Below are 18,499 nucleotides of genomic sequence, written 5' to 3'. Positions count from 1 at the left end.
ATTATTCCCGGATTGCTCCTTCCCCAAGCGATGTCATTTTGATGGTGTCATTATTTTGATGTCCAATAGATTTTTATCAAATAAAAAACCACGACAGCCAATAATTTGACGAAAACATTCAAATCCTTCATTTAACGGGTAAATTTCCGCCATCCCCGACCGTCGACCGCTTGAGTCGTGACAATGGCGCGTGGGTCCAATAGATTAGGCGCCCTGAAATGCTCCGGCATTTCGAGCCTCACCCCAGTTAAACGACACTGAAATAGCGAAATTTCGATGCCTGATTCCCATACCGATGAAGCCGTAACCTCCTTGTCCGCCAAACGCGAATACGAAAACGCCATCCATCTTTCCCAGCATGTGCCCCAGGCCAAGAGCATCAGCGAGATGGTCCTCGACGCCTTTCACACCTCGAAAGAGAGCGACCAGATTCGTCAACTGCGCCTGGCGATCCGCCAGGCCCATGATCGTTTCGACGACGACAAAGCCTACGAACTCATGGGCCAGCTCAAGCAACTCAAGGACGCCGAAGCGGCCGATATCGCGGCCCTCGAAGACCTGAGCACGAAATTCCCGATCAGCCGGATCCTCTCCAGCTACAAGGACGACCCGGCGTTCCAGGAACTGGTCTATGGCTTGGCGCTCAAGGTACTGAACCAGACTCACCAGGCGGTCAGCAACCCTGGCGCCGGCAAGGGTAAAGCGGCACGCGTCAAAAAAGAAGCGCCGGTGTTCGTCATCAGCAAGGAGGACGTCAGCGTCACCTTGCCATTGCGTACGCCGCGCACCAAGGCCAATGCCGACCGCGAAGCCTTCGAATTCCTCGGCTTTGCCTTTGCCGGCCACGGCGACCTGGCTGAATTGCTGAGCGAAACCTTTGTGGACAACGAGGGCAACGAACAGCCGGCCACCCGCCAGAACATCGTCACGGCGATTCAGCAGCAGACGGCGTTTGCCGGGTATAGCGTCGTACAGCAATGACGATTCGCCGCTGAATGGGAACGGCGGCGAATAAAAAGAGGCAGGTGCATTTCGAGGTCCATCGCGGTGAGGGTACAAATCCCACTTTTCCTGCCCACACAAAAAACCCCGCCGAAGCGGGGTTTTCTTTTGACCATTCCAACGTCCTGTCGGCTGCCGTCCTGGCGATGGTCGATCTTCCTTGATCCTGTGCACATCCTTGCGCAGCAGTGATGGATCCAGAATAGGGCAGGCGCTCAAACGCTCATAGAGGCGATTGCGGGCGCGGCGTGTAAGCCTTTCGCCATTGCCGTGGTTTTTTCCCAGCGCAATACACCACACACCCCTTTCACAATCATCTCGACCTCCTGCTCATCGATAATCAGCGGTGGCAGCAGGCGAATGGTCCTGCCCCGCGTCACGTTGATCAACAAGCCCTGGTCTCGGGCCGCGATCAGCATCAGGTCACGCACCGGCTCGCGCAATTCGATGCCGATCATCAAGCCTTGCCCGCGTATCGCCAGGACCTGCGGGCAGTCACCCAGTTCGGCGTGCAAGCGGGCCAGCAAAAGTTCGCCCTGCTGCCGGGCATTGGCGACCAGTCCCTGCTCCTCGATGATGTCGAGCACCGTGCAAGCGGCCCGACAGGCCAGCGGATTACCGCCAAAGGTACTGCCGTGGCTGCCCGGGGTGAACAGCTCGGCAGCCCGACCCCGCGCCAGGCAAGCGCCGATGGGAATGCCATTGCCCAGGCCCTTGGCCAGGGTCATCACATCCGGGACGATGCCCTCGTGCTGGAAGGCAAACCACTGGCCGGTGCGGCCGATGCCGGTCTGGATTTCGTCAAGCATCAACAACCAGGAGCGCCGTTTGCACAGGTCGCGCACTGCTTTCAGGTAGCCCGGTGGTGGCAGTTGCACACCACTTTCGCCCTGGATCGGTTCCATCAATACGGCGCAGATCCGCTTGCCGTGGCTGCGGGCGATGCTGTGCAGCAGCGCCAGGTCGCCGTAGGGGACCTTGATGAAATCCCCCGGCAAGTCATGGAACCCCAGACGCACCGCCGGGCCATCGCTGGCGGACAAGGTGCCCAGGGTACGGCCGTGGAAGGCGTTCTCCATGACCACCACCAAGGGTTTCTCGATACCTTTGTGCCAGGCATGCAGGCGCGCCAGTTTCAGCGCCGTTTCATTGGCCTCGGCGCCGGAGTTGTTGAAGAACACCCGGTCCATGCCCGCCAGCCGGGTCAAACGCTCGGCCAACCGTTGCTGCCAGTCGATGCTGTAGAGGTTGGAGGTGTGCAGCAGCAGACCGGCCTGCTCGCGGATAGCCGCCACCAGGCGCGGGTGGGAATGCCCGATATTGCTCACCGCCACGCCGGCCACGGCATCCAGGTATTCGCGACCTTCACGGTCCCACAGGCGGGTGCCCAGCCCTTTGACGAAACCCAGGTCCAGCGGTTGGTAAGTAGTCATCAGGCTAGCGGCGGTCATGGCGTCGAGCTCCAGGTACGAGGGGGTACGCGCAGTATCGTTAGCCACCTGAACTGGATAAACTCCAAGTTACTTCAATGATTTTAAAGCTGGGATTGATAATGGACCTGTTCCAGGCAATGCAGGTGTATGTGAAGGTCGTGGAGAGCGGCAGCATGACCGCGGCGGCCCTGGAGTGCGGCCTGTCCACCACCATGGTCGGCAACCACCTGCGGGCACTGGAACAGCGACTCGGGGTGAGCCTGCTCAGCCGTACGACCCGGCGTCAGCGCCTGACTGAATTCGGTTCGACCTACTATCAGCGCTGCCTTGAGGTGTTGGGGCTGGTGGCGGATTCCGAGCGCCTGGCAGAACAGGCCCAGGGCGAGCCGAGCGGCACCCTGCGGATCACCGCGCCGCTGACGTTCGGCTCCGAGCGCCTGACCCCGGCCCTGAGCGAATTCGTACTGCGTTATCCCCAGATCAAGCTGGAGGTGATGCTCAGCAACCAGCGCGAAGACCTGATCGACAGCGGGTTTGATGTGGCAATCCGCCTCGGTGCACCCGAACCTTCGGCACTGATTGCCCGACCGCTGGAGGACTATGCGCTGACCATCTGTGCCGCGCCGTCGTATCTGAAACGTCGGGGCACACCGCGTATTCCCCAGGACCTCGAACATCACGATTGCCTGGCCTTCACCTACCCGGCGGGAGACGATTGGCGGGCGGTGGAAAAACAATGGAGCCTGAGCGGGTCGGAGGGGGAAATCCTGGTGCCGGTCAGTGGTCCGATCACCATCAACAGTTCCGCGGCGTTGTATCAGGCGGGGCTCTCCGGGATGGGCATCGTGATGCTGCCGGATGCGTTGCTGCGCGACGATTTGCGCGAAGGCCGACTGGTGTCATTGCTGGGCACCTACAAACTGCCCTGCCGGCCGATGAACCTGCTTTATGCGCAAGACCGCTACCGACTGCCGAAACTGCGCAGCTTCGTCGAGTTCGCGCTGGAGAAGTGGGGCAAGCCCTAGGGCTTGCCACAGGATCAAGCCTATTTCGCCGTGGCCTTGGCCGCGTCTTCAATGATCGCCGCCACCTTGTCCGGATGGGACACCATCACCACATGGGACGCCCCTTTGATATCCACGGTCTCCTTGGAACCGGCACGCTCGGCCATGAACTTCAGGGCCGCCTCGGGGATGTTCTTGTCCGCCGAACCGTAGATGAACCAGGACGGCGTGGTTTTCCAGGCCGGATCACCGGAACCCTCCTTCAATGCGGCCTCGGCAACCGGGCGCTGGGTCGCGGCCATCAACGCGGCGTCCTTGGGCGCGACATCGGCGGCGAACTGTGCGGCGAATTTATCCTGCTGGATAAACAGGTCCACCGTGCCATCTTTCAACGGCACCGGCGGCGCCAGGGTCGGCCCCAGGGTGCTGCCGGGAAAACGACCGGAGAGCTCAAGCGCGGTCTCGCCTTTTTCCGGGGCGAAGGCCGCGACGTAGACCAGAGCCTTGACGTTGGAACGACCATGGACCGCGTTGGAAATCACCGAACCACCATAGGAATGCCCGACCAGGATCACCGGGCCCGGTGTGTGCTCGATAATATCGGCCACGTAGTCCGAATCACTCTTCACGCCGTGCAGCGGGTTGGCGACGGCAATCACCGGATAACCCTTGGCCTGCAGGCGGGCAATCACCCCATTCCAGCTGGCAGACTCGGCAAAGGCGCCGTGGACCAGGACCACGGTGGCTTTCTGGCCCGGTTGCGCCGCCGCGACGGCCGAACCTGCCCAGCCGATCGACAAGGCTCCAGCAGCGATGGCGAGCGCGGCGAACAGTTTGGATACACCAGAAAAACGGGGCGTTTGCATCGGTATTTCCTCTCGCATGAAATGGCTGACCCGCCACAAGCGGCGGCGTTCAGGTCGCTGAACGTGGTGCCATGATGGGCAAAACAGCTTTACGAATGGCGCCTTCTTGTCGATGATATGCGCCAGATCGTCTAATTCCGCCGCCAACGAGAGGAAAAGAATGGATCGCCTGTCGACCTTGCTGACTCACTTCGGTATTGCTGCCGACACCTTTCACAGCGGCCTGATGCGCGGCAAGGCCGATGTCACCGGCCTGGAGCCACGCGGGCATGTGCACCTGCTGAAAAGCGGTCGGGTGAACCTGGAGACCGCCGGCAAGGTGCTGCGCATCGAAGAACCGAGCCTGATCCTGATTCCCCGCCCCCTGCCCCACCGCCTGATCGCCAGCAAGGCCGACGCCGCCGAGTTGGTCTGCGCGTCGTTGCGTTTCGATGGCGGTATCGACAACCCCTTGTCCGTGGCCTTGTCCGACACCATCGTGATGCCCCTCGCCGCGGTGCCCATGCTGGAAGACACCCTCGACTGGCTGTTCGCCGAAGCCTTCGCCGAACACTGTGGCCGGGAAGCGGTGATGAACCGCCTGTTCGAGTTGATGGTGATCCAGTTCCTGCGGCACATGATGGCCTACCACAGCATGACCACCGGGATGATGTCGGGCTTGGCAGACCTGCGCCTGGCCCGGGCCATGACCATGATGCACAATCAGCCCGAGCGGCCCTGGACCGTGGCCGATCTGGCACAGGAGTCGAATATGTCCCGGGCCAGTTTCGCTGCGCACTTTCACAAAGTGGTCGGCCAGACTCCGGCAGACTATGTGCTCAGTTGGCGCGTCAGCCTGGCCCAGAAGCGTTTGCGCGAGGGCCGGCCGATTGCGCTGATCGCCGATGAGGTCGGTTATGAAAGCCCGTCGGCGTTGGCGCGGGCCTTTCGCCGCAAGATAGGAGAAAGCCCGCGGGAGTGGCTGGCGCGCCAGTCGGCCTGAACCCGAACAAGCGCACTCAACCCGTATTGAGCCCGATACGCCAGGGCACTTTCGCCCGGCCCGTCGATCAGACCCAAGAACACCGTCGCCTGCTGCCGGGTGCGCCGGCCATCCAGTCCATGGACCGATACAAGGATCAGTACCCCGCTATGTTCGAACACATCGACTTCAATTACCTGCTCGCCACCTATGGCTATTGGGCCATCCTCATCGGCTGTCTGCTGGAAGGGGAAACCATCCTGATCCTCGGCGGGGTAGCGGCGCACCAGCAGATCCTGCACCTGCCGCTGGTGATCTTCTGGGCCAGCCTGGGCGGGATGCTCGGCGACCAGGCGCTGTTCTGGATCGGACGTTACTTCGGCGCCCGCCTGCTGCCCCGCCTGCACCGCCAGCAAGCCGCCATCGATCGGGTCACGGGGCTGATCCAACGCCATCCGCTGACCTCGATCTTTGCCGTGCGTTTCCTCTACGGCATGCGCCTGATGGGCCCGCTGGTGATCGGCGCCAGCCGCCTGTCACCGCTGCGCTTCAGCCTGATGAACCTACTCGGGGCTGCGGTCTGGGCGACGCTGTTTGCCAGCGCCGGCTACTGGGCCGGCGAGTTTCTCGAAAGCCTGCTGGGCAATCTCAAACCCTATCGCCTGCCCATCGTCATCGGGGTGGTGATCGTCGTCGGCGGGATCGCCCTGGTCCGCCATCTGCGGGCCAAGGCGCGGGAACGTCAAAAGGCCTGAAAGGACTCAGACCTGGAAGCGCCCGACCATCCCCTGCAGCGAGTTCGCCAGCCGCGACAATTCGTGGCTGGCGGCGCTGGTCTGATCAGCCCCTGTCGCCGAACGTATCGACAGGTCGCGGATGTTCACCAGGTTGCGGTCGACTTCCCGGGCCACCTGGGCCTGTTCTTCCGCCGCGCTGGCGATCACCAGGTTGCGCTCGTGGATTTCATGCACCGAAGCGGTGATGGTCAGCAGCGCTTCACCGGCCCGCTCGGCCAGCGCCAGGGTGCTGGCGGCACGGGCGGTGCTGGTGTGCATCGACTCCAGGGCCAGGGTCGAGCCGCTGCGCATGCCGGACACCATCTGTTCGATCTCCTGGGTCGACTGCTGCGTGCGGTGGGCCAGGGCCCGCACTTCATCGGCGACCACGGCAAACCCTCGTCCGCTCTCCCCGGCCCGGGCCGCCTCGATGGCGGCATTGAGCGCCAGCAGATTGGTCTGCTCGGCAATCGCCCGGATCACTTCCAGCACCTTGCCGATGCCTTGTGACTGATCGGCCAGTGAGCGCACCAGTTCGCCGGTGCGCTCGACATCCCCGGACAGGGCGCTGATGGCACTGACGGTTTCGCTCACCCGCTCCTGGCCGAGTCGCGCCGATTCGCTGGATTGGCGTGTCGCGTCGGAGGTGGACACGGCATTGCGCGCCACCTCTTCCACCGCCGTGGTCATTTCGTTGACCGCCGTGGCGGCCTGTTCGATTTCATGATTCTGCTGTTGCAGGCCTTCGGTGCTGCCTTGGGTCACTGCACTCAGTTCGTCCGCCGCCGTGGCCAGGGTGGTCGCCGAGCCGCTGATGCCCTGCAAGGTGTCACGCAAGGTCTGCTGCATGGTGGCCAGGGCTTCGAGCAGATGGCTGACCTCATCGTCGCCATGGCTTTCGATCCGCTGGGTCAGGTCGCCGCGCGCCACATTCTGCGCCGCACTCAGGGCTTGCCCCAGGGGTTTGACGATGCTGCGCGTCAACAACATCGCCAGGCCCACGGTGGCCAGGGCCGCGAAGACAATGAACAGGATCACGATCATCCGCGAGCGACTGTAATGCTCCTCGGACTTCTGGCTCTCGGCCGCCACCTGTTTGGTAAAGAGGTCGGCCAGGTCGGTGAGTTGCTTGCCGGAACCGTCCACCACGGTCTTCATGTCCACCAGCAGCAGTTTGATCAGCTCGTCGCGGCGGCCCTGCTCGGCCAGGGTGAAGGATTGGGCGATACCGGCGCGGTAGGCGGCGAAGGTTGTCTTGAACTGGTCATACAACACCCGGGTCTCTGGCGTGGTAACCAGCTTGTCGTAGGCAACGATCCGCTCGCTCAGTTCCTTGTCACGGACATCCATCTGGCCGCGGTACACCGCAATGTTCTTCGGGTCCTGGTCGAGGGCCATGCGCAGGGAAATGGTGCGGATGCGCAACATGATCTCGCGGATCTCGTCGCCCCCGCGAATGCTCGGTAACCATTGGGTTTCAACCGCCACTTCGCCTTCGCGGATGTTCGACATCTGGCCCAGGGCGAACACCCCGAGCCAGGCCACCAGCAAGGCGATCAAGGCAAAACCCAGCGCGGCGCGAGGTGCGATATTCAGTTGACGAAGAAACATGACGACCGCCTTTCTTGTTATGGACTGAGGTCAGCGACCCCAACCCTTAGCTACAGAGTTGGCAGGCTATCGGCATGTTGTATGACAACTTGAAGGAATTGCCCGACAATTTTCTCGCGCGAGAAAAATGACTCAGGGCGTGGTCTGTCCCGCGCTGGGAATAATATTGACCTTGTAGATGATGCGCGTGTGGTAGCCCGCCTGGAGGATCTTCGTGGCGCGCTGATTAATGGCGTCGGCCTTGCCCTCATCGGCCGAGACGCTGTGCAACTGCGTGCGCTGGGTGCGGGCTTCCCAGGTGGAAACACCCTGGTCCGGCGCGCAGGGCTGCGCGGCGAAACTGACCTTGCCATCATGGCCCACGCACTTGTAGGCATCGGCACTGAAGGCCGAGCAGGAGACGCCGAAAAGGAGAACCAGGACCAGGCATCTGCCCATGTGTGTAAATCCCTGTACGTGAGGGTCATCCACAGATAAAAGAAAACCCGCCGAAGCGGGTTTTCTTCAAAGCACTCCGACATCCTGTCGGCAGCCTCCATGGCCTTGTTTGATCATCCTTGATCCTGCACACATCCTTGCGTAGCAGCGATGGGTAAAGATTAAGCCCGGCGATGAACGAGCAACAGAGGAGATAGGTGTCACCGCATGTAAGCCTTTCGCCATAGATGGATCCAATCCTCAGGAGCAGACGCAACGCCGCTCAGGATCTCAGGAGGCGCACCATTTTCCGCCCACGACTGGCTTCAAGCATGTCGTTGAGCAGCGCATCGCCCTCCAGAATCCCCAGTTGCATGAGAATGGCCTCCCACCTGGAACGCTCTTCAGCGGCAAACCCGTGGAGCGCCTTGGGCAGGATCCGCGTGAAGAACAGCTGTTTATCGGTATCCAGCCCCTGGTACATCACCTTCGCCACTTCGGCGAGCATCTTGCTCCGGGTGCGCTCGTCGCGGCTGGGCGACGCCGCGCCACGGCGATGGCGATGGCGGGGCTGGCTCTGTAGAGCATCGGCAGGCGGGCTGAGATGAACATCGAGGCTGATGTGCGCCACCAGCGCAAAGGTGACAGTCGCCAGATCGCGTTGCCAGCCATGGTGAAGCTCGGCGCACAGTGCCTGCAAACGCAAGTAGGTGGCGGACAGCGGCAGCTCCAGCACTTTCCAGTCGCCGCTTGCCAGGTAAAGGCAGAGGGCCTTCAGTGCCGCGTCGACGTTTTCAATCGCCAGGGAGGGCGCCCAGAGATGACCCGTCACGTCGTCATCTCCGGGCTGGACCTTCTCCACCAGAAAGATCAGTGAGGCCTGATACAACCCGCGGCACAGTTCGCCCAATGCCTGGATGTCATCCTTTCGCTCGCCAGGCTCAGCGGCCAGGATTACACAGGGTTCTGCGTTCATATCATTCTCCTGGCGGACTCAGTCATGCGCAGGCACATCGGTTTTTCGATTGGGCAGTTTCAACACGTAGGCAGAACCTCTTCAATCAGCAGGGTATGCAGGGAAAATGGCCTCTTGATACTAGCGAGCAGACACCTTCTTGATCAGGGCAAGTTCGACTAGAATCGTCCGGACTTTATTGCTCGAGCGACCAGTAAAATGCAGGTCCAGAGAGCCGTGATCGCCGCCATTGAGTTCCTTCCGGGCGAGCCGCTGGTACAACAGATCGTCGACCGCTTCTCGGCAGCCATCAACCATGGCACTTTGCAGCACGGGGCCAAGTTGCCGCCGATTCGCGAACTCTCCGAGCTCATGGGGGTGGGCAAATCGACGGTGGTCGAAGCGCTGGACCGGCTGCGGGCCAAGGGTCTGATCACCTCGCGACAAGGCTCGGGGCACTACGTCTCACGCCTCAGCGCGGCGGTGCAGGCCGGGATAGGGCGTGAACTGGTGCCGCAAGACACCCTGAGCGTGGTGCGCCGCGGCCTGCTGCTGGACAACGGCGCCTTGCGCCCCGGTTGTGGTTTCCTGCCTTCGTCCTGGCTGCCCAGCGAGGAATTGCTCAAGGCTGCACGCGGCACCCTGCGCGACACCACCCTGCGCATGGGCGAAGTCGGCGTGCCCGCCGGCTACCCGCCGCTGCGCCAGGCACTGCGGGTGAAGCTGTCGACCCTGGACATCGACGTCCCGGTGGACCAGATCATCACCACGGCCAACACCCTCCAGGGCATCGACATGCTCATGCGCCTGTTGATCAAGCCCGGTGACACGGTACTGCTGGACGATCCGTGCTATTTCAACCTGCGGGCGAACCTGGTGCTGCACGGTGCCCGGATCGTCAGCATCCCCCGCAGTTGCGATGGAATCGACTTCAGTCACCTCGAACAGCTGCTGGACAAACATCGTCCGGTGCTCTACCTGACCAACAGCACACTGCACAATCCCACCGGCCATTCCTTTTCCCCGGCGCAGGTCTATCGCCTGCTGGAACTGAGCCATCGCTACGGCCTCCAGATCATCGAAGACGACCTGTATGGCGATATCCAGCAGAGGCAAACGCCTCGCCTCGCCGCGGCCGGTGGCCTGGAGAACATCAGCTATGTCTCGGGGTTCACCAAGATGCTGAGCGCCAACAGCCGGGTCAGCTACCTGGTCCTACGGCCAGAGCTGGCAGCCCGGATGGTCGATCTGAAGATGGCGAGCGGCAGCGTGACCTCGGAGCTGGTGGAGCAGATCATCTATCGGATGCTCAGCGACGGCAGCTACACCCGGCATGCCCGGCGCATGGTCGATCGATTGTATGAGTCCAATAACCGGGTAGCCCTGTGGTTGGCCCAGGCCGGTTGTTCGGTGGCCTCCTGCCCGGGCGAAGGCCTGTTCATCTGGGCCCGCCTGCCGGCCGGGATCGACGCCGAGACCCTGGCCCGCAAGGGCCTGGAAAATGATCTCGTGCTGGCCCCCGGCACCTTGCTCAGCTCTGGTGCGCAGGCCTCGAGCTTCCTGCGCTTCAACGTTGCCCACAGTGACGACGAACGGGTGCGCGAGCGGTTTCTGCGTTTGCTCGAGGGCTAGACAAAAAAAGCCCCGCGCTTCTTCCGAAGGCGGGGCTTTTTCATCACGCAGTGGACTCAGTGTGCGTAAGTCAGCAACAACTCACTCGGCACCTTGAAATCCAGCGACATCATCACGCTCAGGGCAGTGATGGTGAAGATCGAGAACACGAACAGCTTGCGGGCCCAGACCGTGTCATCCACAGCCTTGTAGCCGGTCCAGGCCATGTACAACCAGTACATGCCCATGGCTGCGGCCACGGCGAGGTAGCTCATGCCGGCATAACCGCTGAACGTCAGCATCAACGTCGCACCGAGGAAGGCCAGGATGTAGAGCAGGATGTGCTTCTTGGCCACCAGGATCCCGCGCTTCACCGGCAACACCGGAATCGATGCCGCCAGGTAATCGTTGAAGCGGAAGATCGCGATCGCATAGGAATGCGGCATCTGCCACAGGCTGAACATCACCAGCAGCGTCATGGCCGCCATGTCGAAGCTGTTGCTCACCGCGACGTAGCCGATCACCGGAGGCATCGCGCCCGACAGACTGCCGATCAGCGTGCCGTGAACCGACTTGCGCTTGAAGTACAGGCTGTAGAAACCGACGTAGATGACAAAGCCGATCACCGCGAACAACGCCGCCAACGGGTTGGCGACGCGGTACAGCAGGGCCACGCCGGCGATCCCGAGGACAGTGGCATAGACCAGGGCCAGTTTCAGGGAAATCAGCCCCTGGACCAGCACCCGGTTCTTGGTGCGCTCCATCTTCAGGTCGATGTCACGGTCGATGCAGTTGTTGAACACACAACCGGACGCCACCACCAGCGAAGTACCGATCATGGCCGCCAGGAAGATGGCCAGATCGACATGCCCCTTCGAGGCCAGGAAGAAACCACCCGCCACAGAAAGCACGTTACCGAAAATGATCCCCGGTTTGGTGATTTGGATAAAGTGCTTGAGCGACATCGGGTTTACCTCACTTCGCCATCATGACGGTGTGGATGCTGAACATGATCCACAGCGACAGACCCACCAGCAGGACAATCACCAGTGCCGCGAAGATAAACGCCACCACGTTGTTACGCTGTGCCGCAGAACGGTCCAGGTGCAGGAAGTACACCAGGTGCACCAGCACCTGGATCACCGCGAAGACCAGAACGATCCACAGGGTGGCAGCCTTGGGCAGCGATGGGTACATCACCAGGCCGAACGGAATGATAGTCAGGATGATCGACAGTACAAAGCCGACCATGTAGGACTTCACGCTGCCGTGGTTGGCATCACTGGAATGCTGTGCATTAGCCATTTACAGAGTCCCCATCAGGTAAACAACGGTGAATACGCAGATCCACACGACGTCCAGGAAGTGCCAGAACAGGCTCAGGCAGCTCAGGCGGGTGATGTTGCTTGGCGTCAGGCCGTTTTTCCAGACCTGGTACATCATCACGGCCATCCAGATCAGGCCGCTGGTGACGTGCACACCGTGAGTCCCGACCAGGGTGAAGAACCCGGACAGGAAGCCGCTGCGGTTAGGGCCGAAACCTTCTTCGATCAGCTTGTGGAATTCGTTGATTTCCATGCCGATGAAGCCCAGGCCGAACAGGAAGGTGATTGCCAACCAGACCAGTACCTGACTTTTCTTGCCCTTGAACAACGCCAGCATGGCGAAGCCGTAGGTGATCGAACTGAGCAACAGGCAGGCGGTTTCACCCAGCACGTAAGGCAGTTCGAAGATGTCGTGGCCCGACGGGCCACCCGCTACGTTGTTAACCAGCACCGCGTACGCTGCGAAGATCGACGCAAACAGGATGCAGTCGGTCATCAGGTAGAGCCAGAAACCGAAGACGGTCATCTCGCTCGTATCGTGGTGGTGGTCATCGTGCCCATGGTCATGACCATGGGCGTGTCCAGCATTGGTCACTAAGTTCGACATGGTTTAAGCCTGTTCCAGCGAAGATTCAACACGGGTGGCAGGAGTCACTTTCGCTGCCGCCAGCACCTTGTGCTGCTCAGCTTCGATACGTTCGATGACGTCGACTGGCACCATGTAACCCTGATCATCACGCGAGATGTGGATGATGAAGTAGATCACGGTACCGGCCAGGCCAGCGATCGCCATCCACCAGATATGCCAGATCATCGCGAAACCGAACACGGTCAGCAGAGCACCCATGATCAGGCCGGTCGCGGTGTTGTTTGGCATGTGGATCGGCTGGTAGCGCTTGGGCACCGAGTACGCGGTACCGTCTTCCTTGGCTTCGGTGAAGGCGTCAACCACATCGGCTTTCGGCAATTCGGCGAAGTTGTAGAACGGCGGAGGCGAAGAAGTCGACCACTCCAGGGTGTGGCCATTCCATGGGTCGCCGGTCACGTCCATGTTCTGCTTGCGATCACGGACACTGACGTAGATCTGGATCAGCTGCGAAGCGATACCGAAGGCGATCAGGACCGCGCCGAACAGGGCCACGTACAGGTAAGGCACCCACTCAGGGTTGGTGCTGGAGTTCAAACGACGGGTCATGCCCATGAAGCCCAGTGCATAGAGCGGCATGAACGCGACGAAGAAGCCGGAGATCCAGAACCAGAACGCTGCCTTGCCCCAACCTTCGTGCAGCTTGAAGCCGAACGCTTTCGGGAACCAGAAGCTGAAGCCGGCGATGTAACCGAATACCGCACCGCCGATGATCACGTTGTGGAAGTGCGCGATCACGAACAGGCTGTTGTGCAGGACGAAGTCAGCACCCGGGATGGCCAGCAGTACGCCGGTCATGCCGCCGATGGCGAAGGTCACCATGAAGCCCAGGGTCCAGAGAACCTGGCTGGTCATGCGCAGACGGCCACGGTAGATGGTGAATAGCCAGTTGAATAGCTTCACCCCCGTCGGGATCGAGATCAGCATGGTCGCCAGGCCGAAGAAGGCGTTGACGTTGGCACCCGAACCCATGGTGAAGAAGTGGTGCAGCCAAACCATGAAGCCCAGCACCGAGATCGCGCCCGAGGCGTAGATCATCGAGTGGTGGCCGAACAGGCGCTTGCCGGAGAAGGTCGAGATGACTTCGGAGAAAACCCCGAACGCCGGCAAGATCAGGATGTACACCTCGGGGTGACCCCAGGCCCAGAACAGGTTGACGTACATCATCGGATTTCCACCCAGTTCATTGGTGAAAATGTGGAAATCCATGTAGCGGTCAAGCGTCAGCAAAGCCAGTGTAGCGGTGAGGATCGGGAACGAAGCGACGATCAGCACGTTGGCCCAGGTACAGGTCCAGGTGAAGATCGGCATGTCCATCAGCTTCAGGCCAGGGGTACGCATTTTCAGCACGGTGGCCAGGAAGTTCACCCCGGTCAGCGTTGTACCCAGTCCTGATAGCTGTAGCGCCCAGATGTAGTAATCCACCCCCACGCCCGGACTGTATTGCAGGCCCGACAGCGGCGGATAGGCAACCCAACCGGTCTTGGCGAATTCGCCGACACCCAGGGAAACGTTGATCAGCACCACGCCGGAAACCAGCAGCCAGAAGCTCAGGGAGTTCAGGAACGGGTAGGCAACGTCACGCGCACCGATCTGCAACGGCACGACGATGTTCATCAGGCCGGTGAAGAAAGGCATCGCCATGAAGATGATCATGATCACACCGTGGGCGGTGAAGATCTGGTCATAGTGGTGAGGCGGCAGGTAGCCAGGGGAACCCTCGGTGGCCATGGCCAACTGGGTCCGCATCATGATGGCGTCGGAGAAACCGCGCAGCAGCATGACCATGGCCACGACGATGTACATGACACCGATTTTCTTGTGGTCGACCGAAGTCAGCCACTCGGTCCACAGGTAGGTCCACTTCTTGAAGTAAGTGATCGCCGCGAACAACGCCAGACCACCGAGCGCGATCATGGCAATGGTCACCATGACAATCGGCTCGTGGAACGGGACCGCTTCCCAACTTAATTTACCAAACATCGTTTACTCCTCTGCCCCGGCAGCTGAATGCGAACTCACGTCCATTCCTTCCGATGCGGCCACTTCTTTCTTCTCGTGCTCGACCGGCTTGCCTGCTTTCATCCCTTCGTACTTGTCGACGATGTTCTGGAACAGGTTCGGTGTGAAGGAAGAATAAAGCGCGACCGGATTGTCCTGGCTTGGCTTGGCAAGGTCCGCGTATTCAGCTTGTTCAAGCTGTTTAGGTGCCTTCTTGACCTCAGCTACCCAGGCATCGAAATCCGCCTGGCTGGTTGCGGTCGCTTTGAATTTCATACCGGTGAAGCCGGCGCCGCTGTAGTTGGCGGAAATCCCTTCGTACTCATGATTCTCGTTGGAGATCAGGTGCAGCTTGGTCTGCATACCGGCCATGGCGTAGATCTGACCGCCCAGCCCCGGGATGAAGAACGAGTTCATCACGCTATCGGAAGTGATCTTGAAGTTGATCGGAGTCTTGGCCGGGAAGACCAGCTTGTTGACGGTGGCGATGCCTTGTTCCGGATAGATGAACAGCCATTTCCAGTCCAGGGCAACCACTTCAACGGTGATCGGCTTGACGTCGGATTCCAGCGGACGATACGGGTCCAGGGCGTGGGTCGACTTGTAGGTAACGATGCCCAGGAACAGGATGATGATGGCAGGCACTGCCCAGATCACGATTTCGATCTTGGTGGAGTGGTTCCATTTCGGCGCGTAGGTGGCGTCCTTGTTCGACGCACGGTATTTCCAGGCGAAGGCAAAGGTCATCAGGATGACCGGCACCACAACCAACAGCATCAGCAGCGTAGCGGTGATGATCAGGTTACGTTCGTCCAGGGCGACCTGACCCTTCGGGTCGAGCAAGGTCATGTTGCACCCTCCCAGCAACAACGTGCCGAGCAGTGGCAATAAGCCTAAGAATCTGGGATACCTTGTTTTACTCATCTCACGACCTCTAAAGCAGCTTGCGCAATGCAGTTGGGTTTCGATAGCCAACACTTCACCCTGCCAAGGGTTGGCAATTTTTTCCGATTGAATAAGGGCCTGTCCGTCGCACCGATCGCTGATCGGCACCTCTGGAACGGGCGTGAGTTCTTATTCGATTTCGTAGGTCATAGGCCTTGTTACAGACCAATTCCATTTGGTGCGGATACTTGGAAAGGTCGCCAGCACCAGGGGTCGCATAGCGCCCTTGCGCCCTTCGACCGCCCTATTGCGCTCAGGCAGAGCGGCGCCGGACATTCAGTGCGGCGATTGTAGTGAGGTCGCGTTTTATAAACCACGTCTCATCCTGAAATATTTTTTATCAATTCACGCAACAATCATTAACCGATTTTGCAACGATCCTGAATCGTATCGCTTTCCATTCTCAATAAAAAGCCATGAACCGCTCTTTTGTCCGACAACTGATCCGCCCCGAAATCGCCCTCGCGCAGGTCTTTAAAGAGGCTCTGGCCCAAGCATGACGGGGCATTGAGCAGGTCTCCAGGGGGGTGCTGGACGATGCCTGCACGGAGATGAAACCCAGGGTGGGTCAGGGAACTTTTTCGAGAATGGTTGTCAATCGGAAGATGACATCGCGGTCAAAAACAGCGAGTGCGACCGCTGCGACGTGACAATATGTCGCAGTTTTTTCGCGCCTTTTATTGCCGGATATCAGGGGGGAATTACCCCGGTTAGCGGACATAAAAACGCCCCAATCTTACATGAAAGATCGGGGCGCTTTCCAAAGATTAAACGCAGGGCAGCCGCAAAGACCAGCCCTGGGAATCAGCGGTTTTTCCGACGATTGCGCACGATACCCAGCGGCACCAGCAACACCGTCAGCACAAAGGCTGCCAGCGCCCATTGCGCCAGGGATAAGCCCAACAGCGGCGGGTACGGGGTTTCGCAAAAACCCTCGACCTGGAAACCCAACGGGAAGATCGATGCCAGGGGCAGGCCGTCGACGATCGGTTGCAGCACGTCGATGCCGCAGCTGACCGCCGGGTTGGCCTGGATATAGACGTGGCGGCCCGCCGCAATGATGCCGCCCAAAGCACTCAACCACACCAGCACTTCCAGCACCGTGAGGCTGCGCCGGGTGCGCATGCCCGCGCCGATAAAGGCGAAGAGCGCGATGAACAGCAAGGCGTAGCGCTGCAAGATGCACAACGGGCAAGGCATTTCACCCAACACCACCTGCATGTACAACGCACCGCCGATCAAGGCGAGGCAGATCACTCCCAGCAGGACCAGGAAGCGTTTTTCCCGTCCCAGCCGCATCATTTCGTCAGTCATCCTGTTTCCCTTTGACTCGTTGTTGGATCGGCCGGAGGGCCGCGCAGCGTGCTGCGGCATCAAACCGAGGTTGTATCCCATAGACCCATAGGTCGCAATCCGCTCGTTTCAACCCGGTGAACATGTGTTGCCCGGAAGTCTACACGCTGACCATGACCTTTGAGCGTATTGAACACGGGAGGTCGGTGCCTGTGGAGGTACGGATGAACCACCACAGGATCGCCGACAATGATTGGCGAATTAACGACAAACCGATTAAACCGGGATTAACGCACCGAGGGATTCCCCCTCAATCGCAGGTTATTCCAGGGCTGAAGCCGGCCCGAAGAACTCATAGCGGCTCTGCTGTTCCGGCACCCCGAGGGCTTTCAAATGACGCTTGATCGCGCCCATGAACCCCTTGGGCCCAAGGAAGTAAGCATCCAGGTCCCGTTCCTGCGGCAACCACTCGCCCAACTGCTCCTGGCTCAGCCAGCCAACCTTGTCCGCCGCCGGGCTGATGCCGTCGTCCTCGGCATAACAGTAGAAGCGCTTGAGTTGCGGATGACGCTCGGCCAGGCCATCGACCCAGTCGCGGAAGGCATGTACCTGGCCGTTGCGCGCGCAGTGGATAAAGTGCACCGGACGCTCGCCGGCCAACGCCGCTTCGAGCATCGGCAAGGTCGGCGTGATCCCGACCCCGCCGCTGATCAAAACCAAGGGTTTGTCGCTGGCCGCCAGGGTGAACTCACCCGCTGGCGGGAACAGCTCCAGGGTGGCGCCGACAGCCAGTTGGTCATGCAGGTAGTTCGAAACCTTGCCCCCGGCCTCACGCTTGACGCTGATCCGATACTGCCCGGCCTTCGCCAGCGCCGAGAGCGAGTAGTTGCGCCGCACTTCTTCGCCGTCAATCAGCAGCTTCATGCCGATGTACTGCCCCGGAGTGAACGCCAGGACCGGCTGGCCATCCACCGGTTCGAAGTAGAACGAGGTGATTTCCAGGCTTTCCTCGACCCTGGCCGCCACCTTGAACAACCGGGCACCGCGCCAGCCACCGGGCGCCAGGGCCTTCTCGTCGTAAATCGCCGCTTCGGCACCGATCAGGATATCGGCCAACTGGTTATAGGCCGCGCCCCAGGCACTCATGACCTCGGGCGTGGCGATCTCCTCGCCGAGCACTTCGTGAATGGCCCGCAGTAGGCAAGCGCCGACAATCGGGTAATGCTCCGGAAGGATCTGCAGGGCAACATGCTTGTTGATAATCTTGGCCACCAGATCACCCAACTGGTCGAGCTGGTCGATATGCCGGGCGTACATCAGCACACCGTTGGCCAGGGCCCGGGGCTGGTCGCCGCTGGACTGGTGGGCCTGGTTGAACAGCGGGCGCACCTCTGGATACTCGGACAACATCATCCGATAGAAGTGAGTGATCAACGCCTCGCCGCCGCTTTCCAGCAGCGGAACAGTCGATTTGACGATGGCACGGTCTTGAACACTAAGCATGGGTCAACTCCTGAGGGTGAGGCTTATCTGAATTAACCTTTACTCATCACACTTCATGCCAAGATTAAAATCCTTATAAATCAATTATTTAAAATATTATTAGTCATAAAGACAACAAGCACTTTATAGTCAATTCGACACCACCGGAGT

17 protein-coding genes are annotated in these 18,499 nt (G+C 60.1%); 5 read left to right on the top strand and 12 right to left on the bottom strand.

Going from position 1 to position 18,499, the window contains the following annotated elements; genetic code table 11:
- Positions 1 to 276: 276 nt before the first annotated feature.
- Complete coding sequence (locus HX866_RS18605) at positions 277 to 981, top strand: hypothetical protein (RefSeq protein WP_177096319.1); 705 nt, start codon at positions 277 to 279, stop codon at positions 979 to 981.
- Positions 982 to 1,217: 236 nt separating this feature from the next.
- Here HX866_RS18605 and HX866_RS18600 read toward each other — a convergent pair whose 3' ends face one another.
- On the bottom strand, positions 1,218 to 2,453 hold the full coding sequence (locus HX866_RS18600) for an acetylornithine transaminase (RefSeq protein WP_177103623.1): 1,236 nt from the start codon (positions 2,451 to 2,453) through the stop codon (positions 1,218 to 1,220).
- Between the two features lie 101 nt (positions 2,454 to 2,554).
- On the opposite strand from HX866_RS18600, the gene HX866_RS18595 reads away from it, so the two are divergent.
- Positions 2,555 to 3,460: a LysR family transcriptional regulator gene (locus HX866_RS18595; RefSeq protein ID WP_177140209.1), complete on the top strand. Its 906-nt coding sequence runs from the start codon at positions 2,555 to 2,557 to the stop codon at positions 3,458 to 3,460.
- A 20-nt stretch (positions 3,461 to 3,480) separates the two neighbouring features.
- Here HX866_RS18595 and HX866_RS18590 read toward each other — a convergent pair whose 3' ends face one another.
- Positions 3,481 to 4,305, bottom strand: coding sequence for an alpha/beta fold hydrolase (locus tag HX866_RS18590; protein WP_177096314.1), 825 nt, complete (start codon positions 4,303 to 4,305; stop codon positions 3,481 to 3,483).
- A 160-nt stretch (positions 4,306 to 4,465) separates the two neighbouring features.
- On the opposite strand from HX866_RS18590, the gene HX866_RS18585 reads away from it, so the two are divergent.
- Together HX866_RS18585 and HX866_RS18580 are read left to right on the top strand one after the other, a co-directional pair.
- Positions 4,466 to 5,287 carry an AraC family transcriptional regulator gene (locus HX866_RS18585; RefSeq protein WP_177096313.1) on the top strand — a complete coding sequence of 274 codons (822 nt, stop codon included), beginning with the start codon at positions 4,466 to 4,468 and terminating at the stop codon, positions 5,285 to 5,287.
- A 149-nt stretch (positions 5,288 to 5,436) separates the two neighbouring features.
- On the top strand, positions 5,437 to 6,021 hold the full coding sequence (locus tag HX866_RS18580; protein WP_177096951.1) for a DedA family protein: 585 nt from the start codon (positions 5,437 to 5,439) through the stop codon (positions 6,019 to 6,021).
- Between the two features lie 6 nt (positions 6,022 to 6,027).
- Here HX866_RS18580 and HX866_RS18575 read toward each other — a convergent pair whose 3' ends face one another.
- The 3 genes from HX866_RS18575 to HX866_RS18565 all read right to left on the bottom strand — a co-directional run bounded on the left by HX866_RS18575 (position 6,028) and on the right by HX866_RS18565 (position 9,046).
- On the bottom strand, positions 6,028 to 7,653 hold the full coding sequence (locus HX866_RS18575) for a methyl-accepting chemotaxis protein (RefSeq protein WP_177096311.1): 1,626 nt from the start codon (positions 7,651 to 7,653) through the stop codon (positions 6,028 to 6,030).
- 132 nt (positions 7,654 to 7,785) lie between these two features.
- On the bottom strand, positions 7,786 to 8,091 hold the full coding sequence (locus HX866_RS18570) for a DUF4124 domain-containing protein (RefSeq protein WP_177096309.1): 306 nt from the start codon (positions 8,089 to 8,091) through the stop codon (positions 7,786 to 7,788).
- 262 nt (positions 8,092 to 8,353) lie between these two features.
- Positions 8,354 to 9,046 (bottom strand): hypothetical protein, encoded by a 693-nt coding sequence (locus HX866_RS18565; protein ID WP_177096307.1) that lies wholly within the window; start codon positions 9,044 to 9,046, stop codon positions 8,354 to 8,356.
- 198 nt (positions 9,047 to 9,244) lie between these two features.
- On the opposite strand from HX866_RS18565, the gene HX866_RS18560 reads away from it, so the two are divergent.
- Positions 9,245 to 10,657 (top strand): aminotransferase-like domain-containing protein, encoded by a 1,413-nt coding sequence (locus HX866_RS18560; RefSeq protein ID WP_177096305.1) that lies wholly within the window; start codon positions 9,245 to 9,247, stop codon positions 10,655 to 10,657.
- 56 nt (positions 10,658 to 10,713) lie between these two features.
- Here the strand turns inward: HX866_RS18560 and cyoE are convergent, their stop codons facing one another.
- From cyoE to hmpA, 7 genes are all read right to left on the bottom strand, one after another.
- Positions 10,714 to 11,601: a heme o synthase gene (cyoE, locus tag HX866_RS18555; protein WP_177096303.1), complete on the bottom strand. Its 888-nt coding sequence runs from the start codon at positions 11,599 to 11,601 to the stop codon at positions 10,714 to 10,716.
- A 10-nt stretch (positions 11,602 to 11,611) separates the two neighbouring features.
- A complete protein-coding gene (gene cyoD, locus HX866_RS18550; RefSeq protein WP_100941333.1) occupies positions 11,612 to 11,941 on the bottom strand; it encodes a cytochrome o ubiquinol oxidase subunit IV in 330 nt (109 codons plus the stop codon).
- Positions 11,942 to 12,568, bottom strand: a complete 627-nt coding sequence (gene cyoC / locus HX866_RS18545; RefSeq protein ID WP_121134588.1) for a cytochrome o ubiquinol oxidase subunit III — start codon at positions 12,566 to 12,568, stop codon at positions 11,942 to 11,944.
- Between the two features lie 3 nt (positions 12,569 to 12,571).
- Positions 12,572 to 14,590: a cytochrome o ubiquinol oxidase subunit I gene (gene cyoB, locus HX866_RS18540; protein WP_177096301.1), complete on the bottom strand. Its 2,019-nt coding sequence runs from the start codon at positions 14,588 to 14,590 to the stop codon at positions 12,572 to 12,574.
- 3 nt (positions 14,591 to 14,593) lie between these two features.
- On the bottom strand, positions 14,594 to 15,532 hold the full coding sequence (gene cyoA / locus HX866_RS18535) for a ubiquinol oxidase subunit II (RefSeq protein ID WP_177096949.1): 939 nt from the start codon (positions 15,530 to 15,532) through the stop codon (positions 14,594 to 14,596).
- 825 nt (positions 15,533 to 16,357) lie between these two features.
- On the bottom strand, positions 16,358 to 16,867 hold the full coding sequence (locus HX866_RS18530) for a disulfide bond formation protein B (RefSeq protein ID WP_177096299.1): 510 nt from the start codon (positions 16,865 to 16,867) through the stop codon (positions 16,358 to 16,360).
- Positions 16,868 to 17,167: 300 nt separating this feature from the next.
- Positions 17,168 to 18,349: an NO-inducible flavohemoprotein gene (gene hmpA, locus HX866_RS18525; protein WP_177126859.1), complete on the bottom strand. Its 1,182-nt coding sequence runs from the start codon at positions 18,347 to 18,349 to the stop codon at positions 17,168 to 17,170.
- Positions 18,350 to 18,499 lie beyond the last annotated feature (150 nt).

It is taken from the genome of Pseudomonas gingeri (genome assembly GCF_013386165.1).
Classification (GTDB): Bacteria; Pseudomonadota; Gammaproteobacteria; order Pseudomonadales; family Pseudomonadaceae; genus Aquipseudomonas; species Aquipseudomonas gingeri_C.
The sequence above is the reverse complement of the archived record's forward strand: the minus strand, read 5'-3'. Positions and strand labels throughout refer to the sequence as shown.

Coding starts and splice junctions, on each gene's coding strand:
- HX866_RS18605 (WP_177096319.1), top strand. CDS start 277: ATGCCTGATTCCCATACCGATGAAGCCGTAACCTCCTTGTCCGCCAAA.
- HX866_RS18600 (WP_177103623.1), bottom strand. CDS start 2,453: ATGACCGCCGCTAGCCTGATGACTACTTACCAACCGCTGGACCTGGGT.
- HX866_RS18595 (WP_177140209.1), top strand. CDS start 2,555: ATGGACCTGTTCCAGGCAATGCAGGTGTATGTGAAGGTCGTGGAGAGC.
- HX866_RS18590 (WP_177096314.1), bottom strand. CDS start 4,305: ATGCAAACGCCCCGTTTTTCTGGTGTATCCAAACTGTTCGCCGCGCTC.
- HX866_RS18585 (WP_177096313.1), top strand. CDS start 4,466: ATGGATCGCCTGTCGACCTTGCTGACTCACTTCGGTATTGCTGCCGAC.
- HX866_RS18580 (WP_177096951.1), top strand. CDS start 5,437: ATGTTCGAACACATCGACTTCAATTACCTGCTCGCCACCTATGGCTAT.
- HX866_RS18575 (WP_177096311.1), bottom strand. CDS start 7,653: ATGTTTCTTCGTCAACTGAATATCGCACCTCGCGCCGCGCTGGGTTTT.
- HX866_RS18570 (WP_177096309.1), bottom strand. CDS start 8,091: ATGGGCAGATGCCTGGTCCTGGTTCTCCTTTTCGGCGTCTCCTGCTCG.
- HX866_RS18565 (WP_177096307.1), bottom strand. CDS start 9,046: ATGAACGCAGAACCCTGTGTAATCCTGGCCGCTGAGCCTGGCGAGCGA.
- HX866_RS18560 (WP_177096305.1), top strand. CDS start 9,245: ATGCAGGTCCAGAGAGCCGTGATCGCCGCCATTGAGTTCCTTCCGGGC.
- cyoE (WP_177096303.1), bottom strand. CDS start 11,601: ATGTCGCTCAAGCACTTTATCCAAATCACCAAACCGGGGATCATTTTC.
- cyoD (WP_100941333.1), bottom strand. CDS start 11,941: ATGGCTAATGCACAGCATTCCAGTGATGCCAACCACGGCAGCGTGAAG.
- cyoC (WP_121134588.1), bottom strand. CDS start 12,568: ATGTCGAACTTAGTGACCAATGCTGGACACGCCCATGGTCATGACCAT.
- cyoB (WP_177096301.1), bottom strand. CDS start 14,590: ATGTTTGGTAAATTAAGTTGGGAAGCGGTCCCGTTCCACGAGCCGATT.
- cyoA (WP_177096949.1), bottom strand. CDS start 15,532: ATGAGTAAAACAAGGTATCCCAGATTCTTAGGCTTATTGCCACTGCTC.
- HX866_RS18530 (WP_177096299.1), bottom strand. CDS start 16,867: ATGACTGACGAAATGATGCGGCTGGGACGGGAAAAACGCTTCCTGGTC.
- hmpA (WP_177126859.1), bottom strand. CDS start 18,349: ATGCTTAGTGTTCAAGACCGTGCCATCGTCAAATCGACTGTTCCGCTG.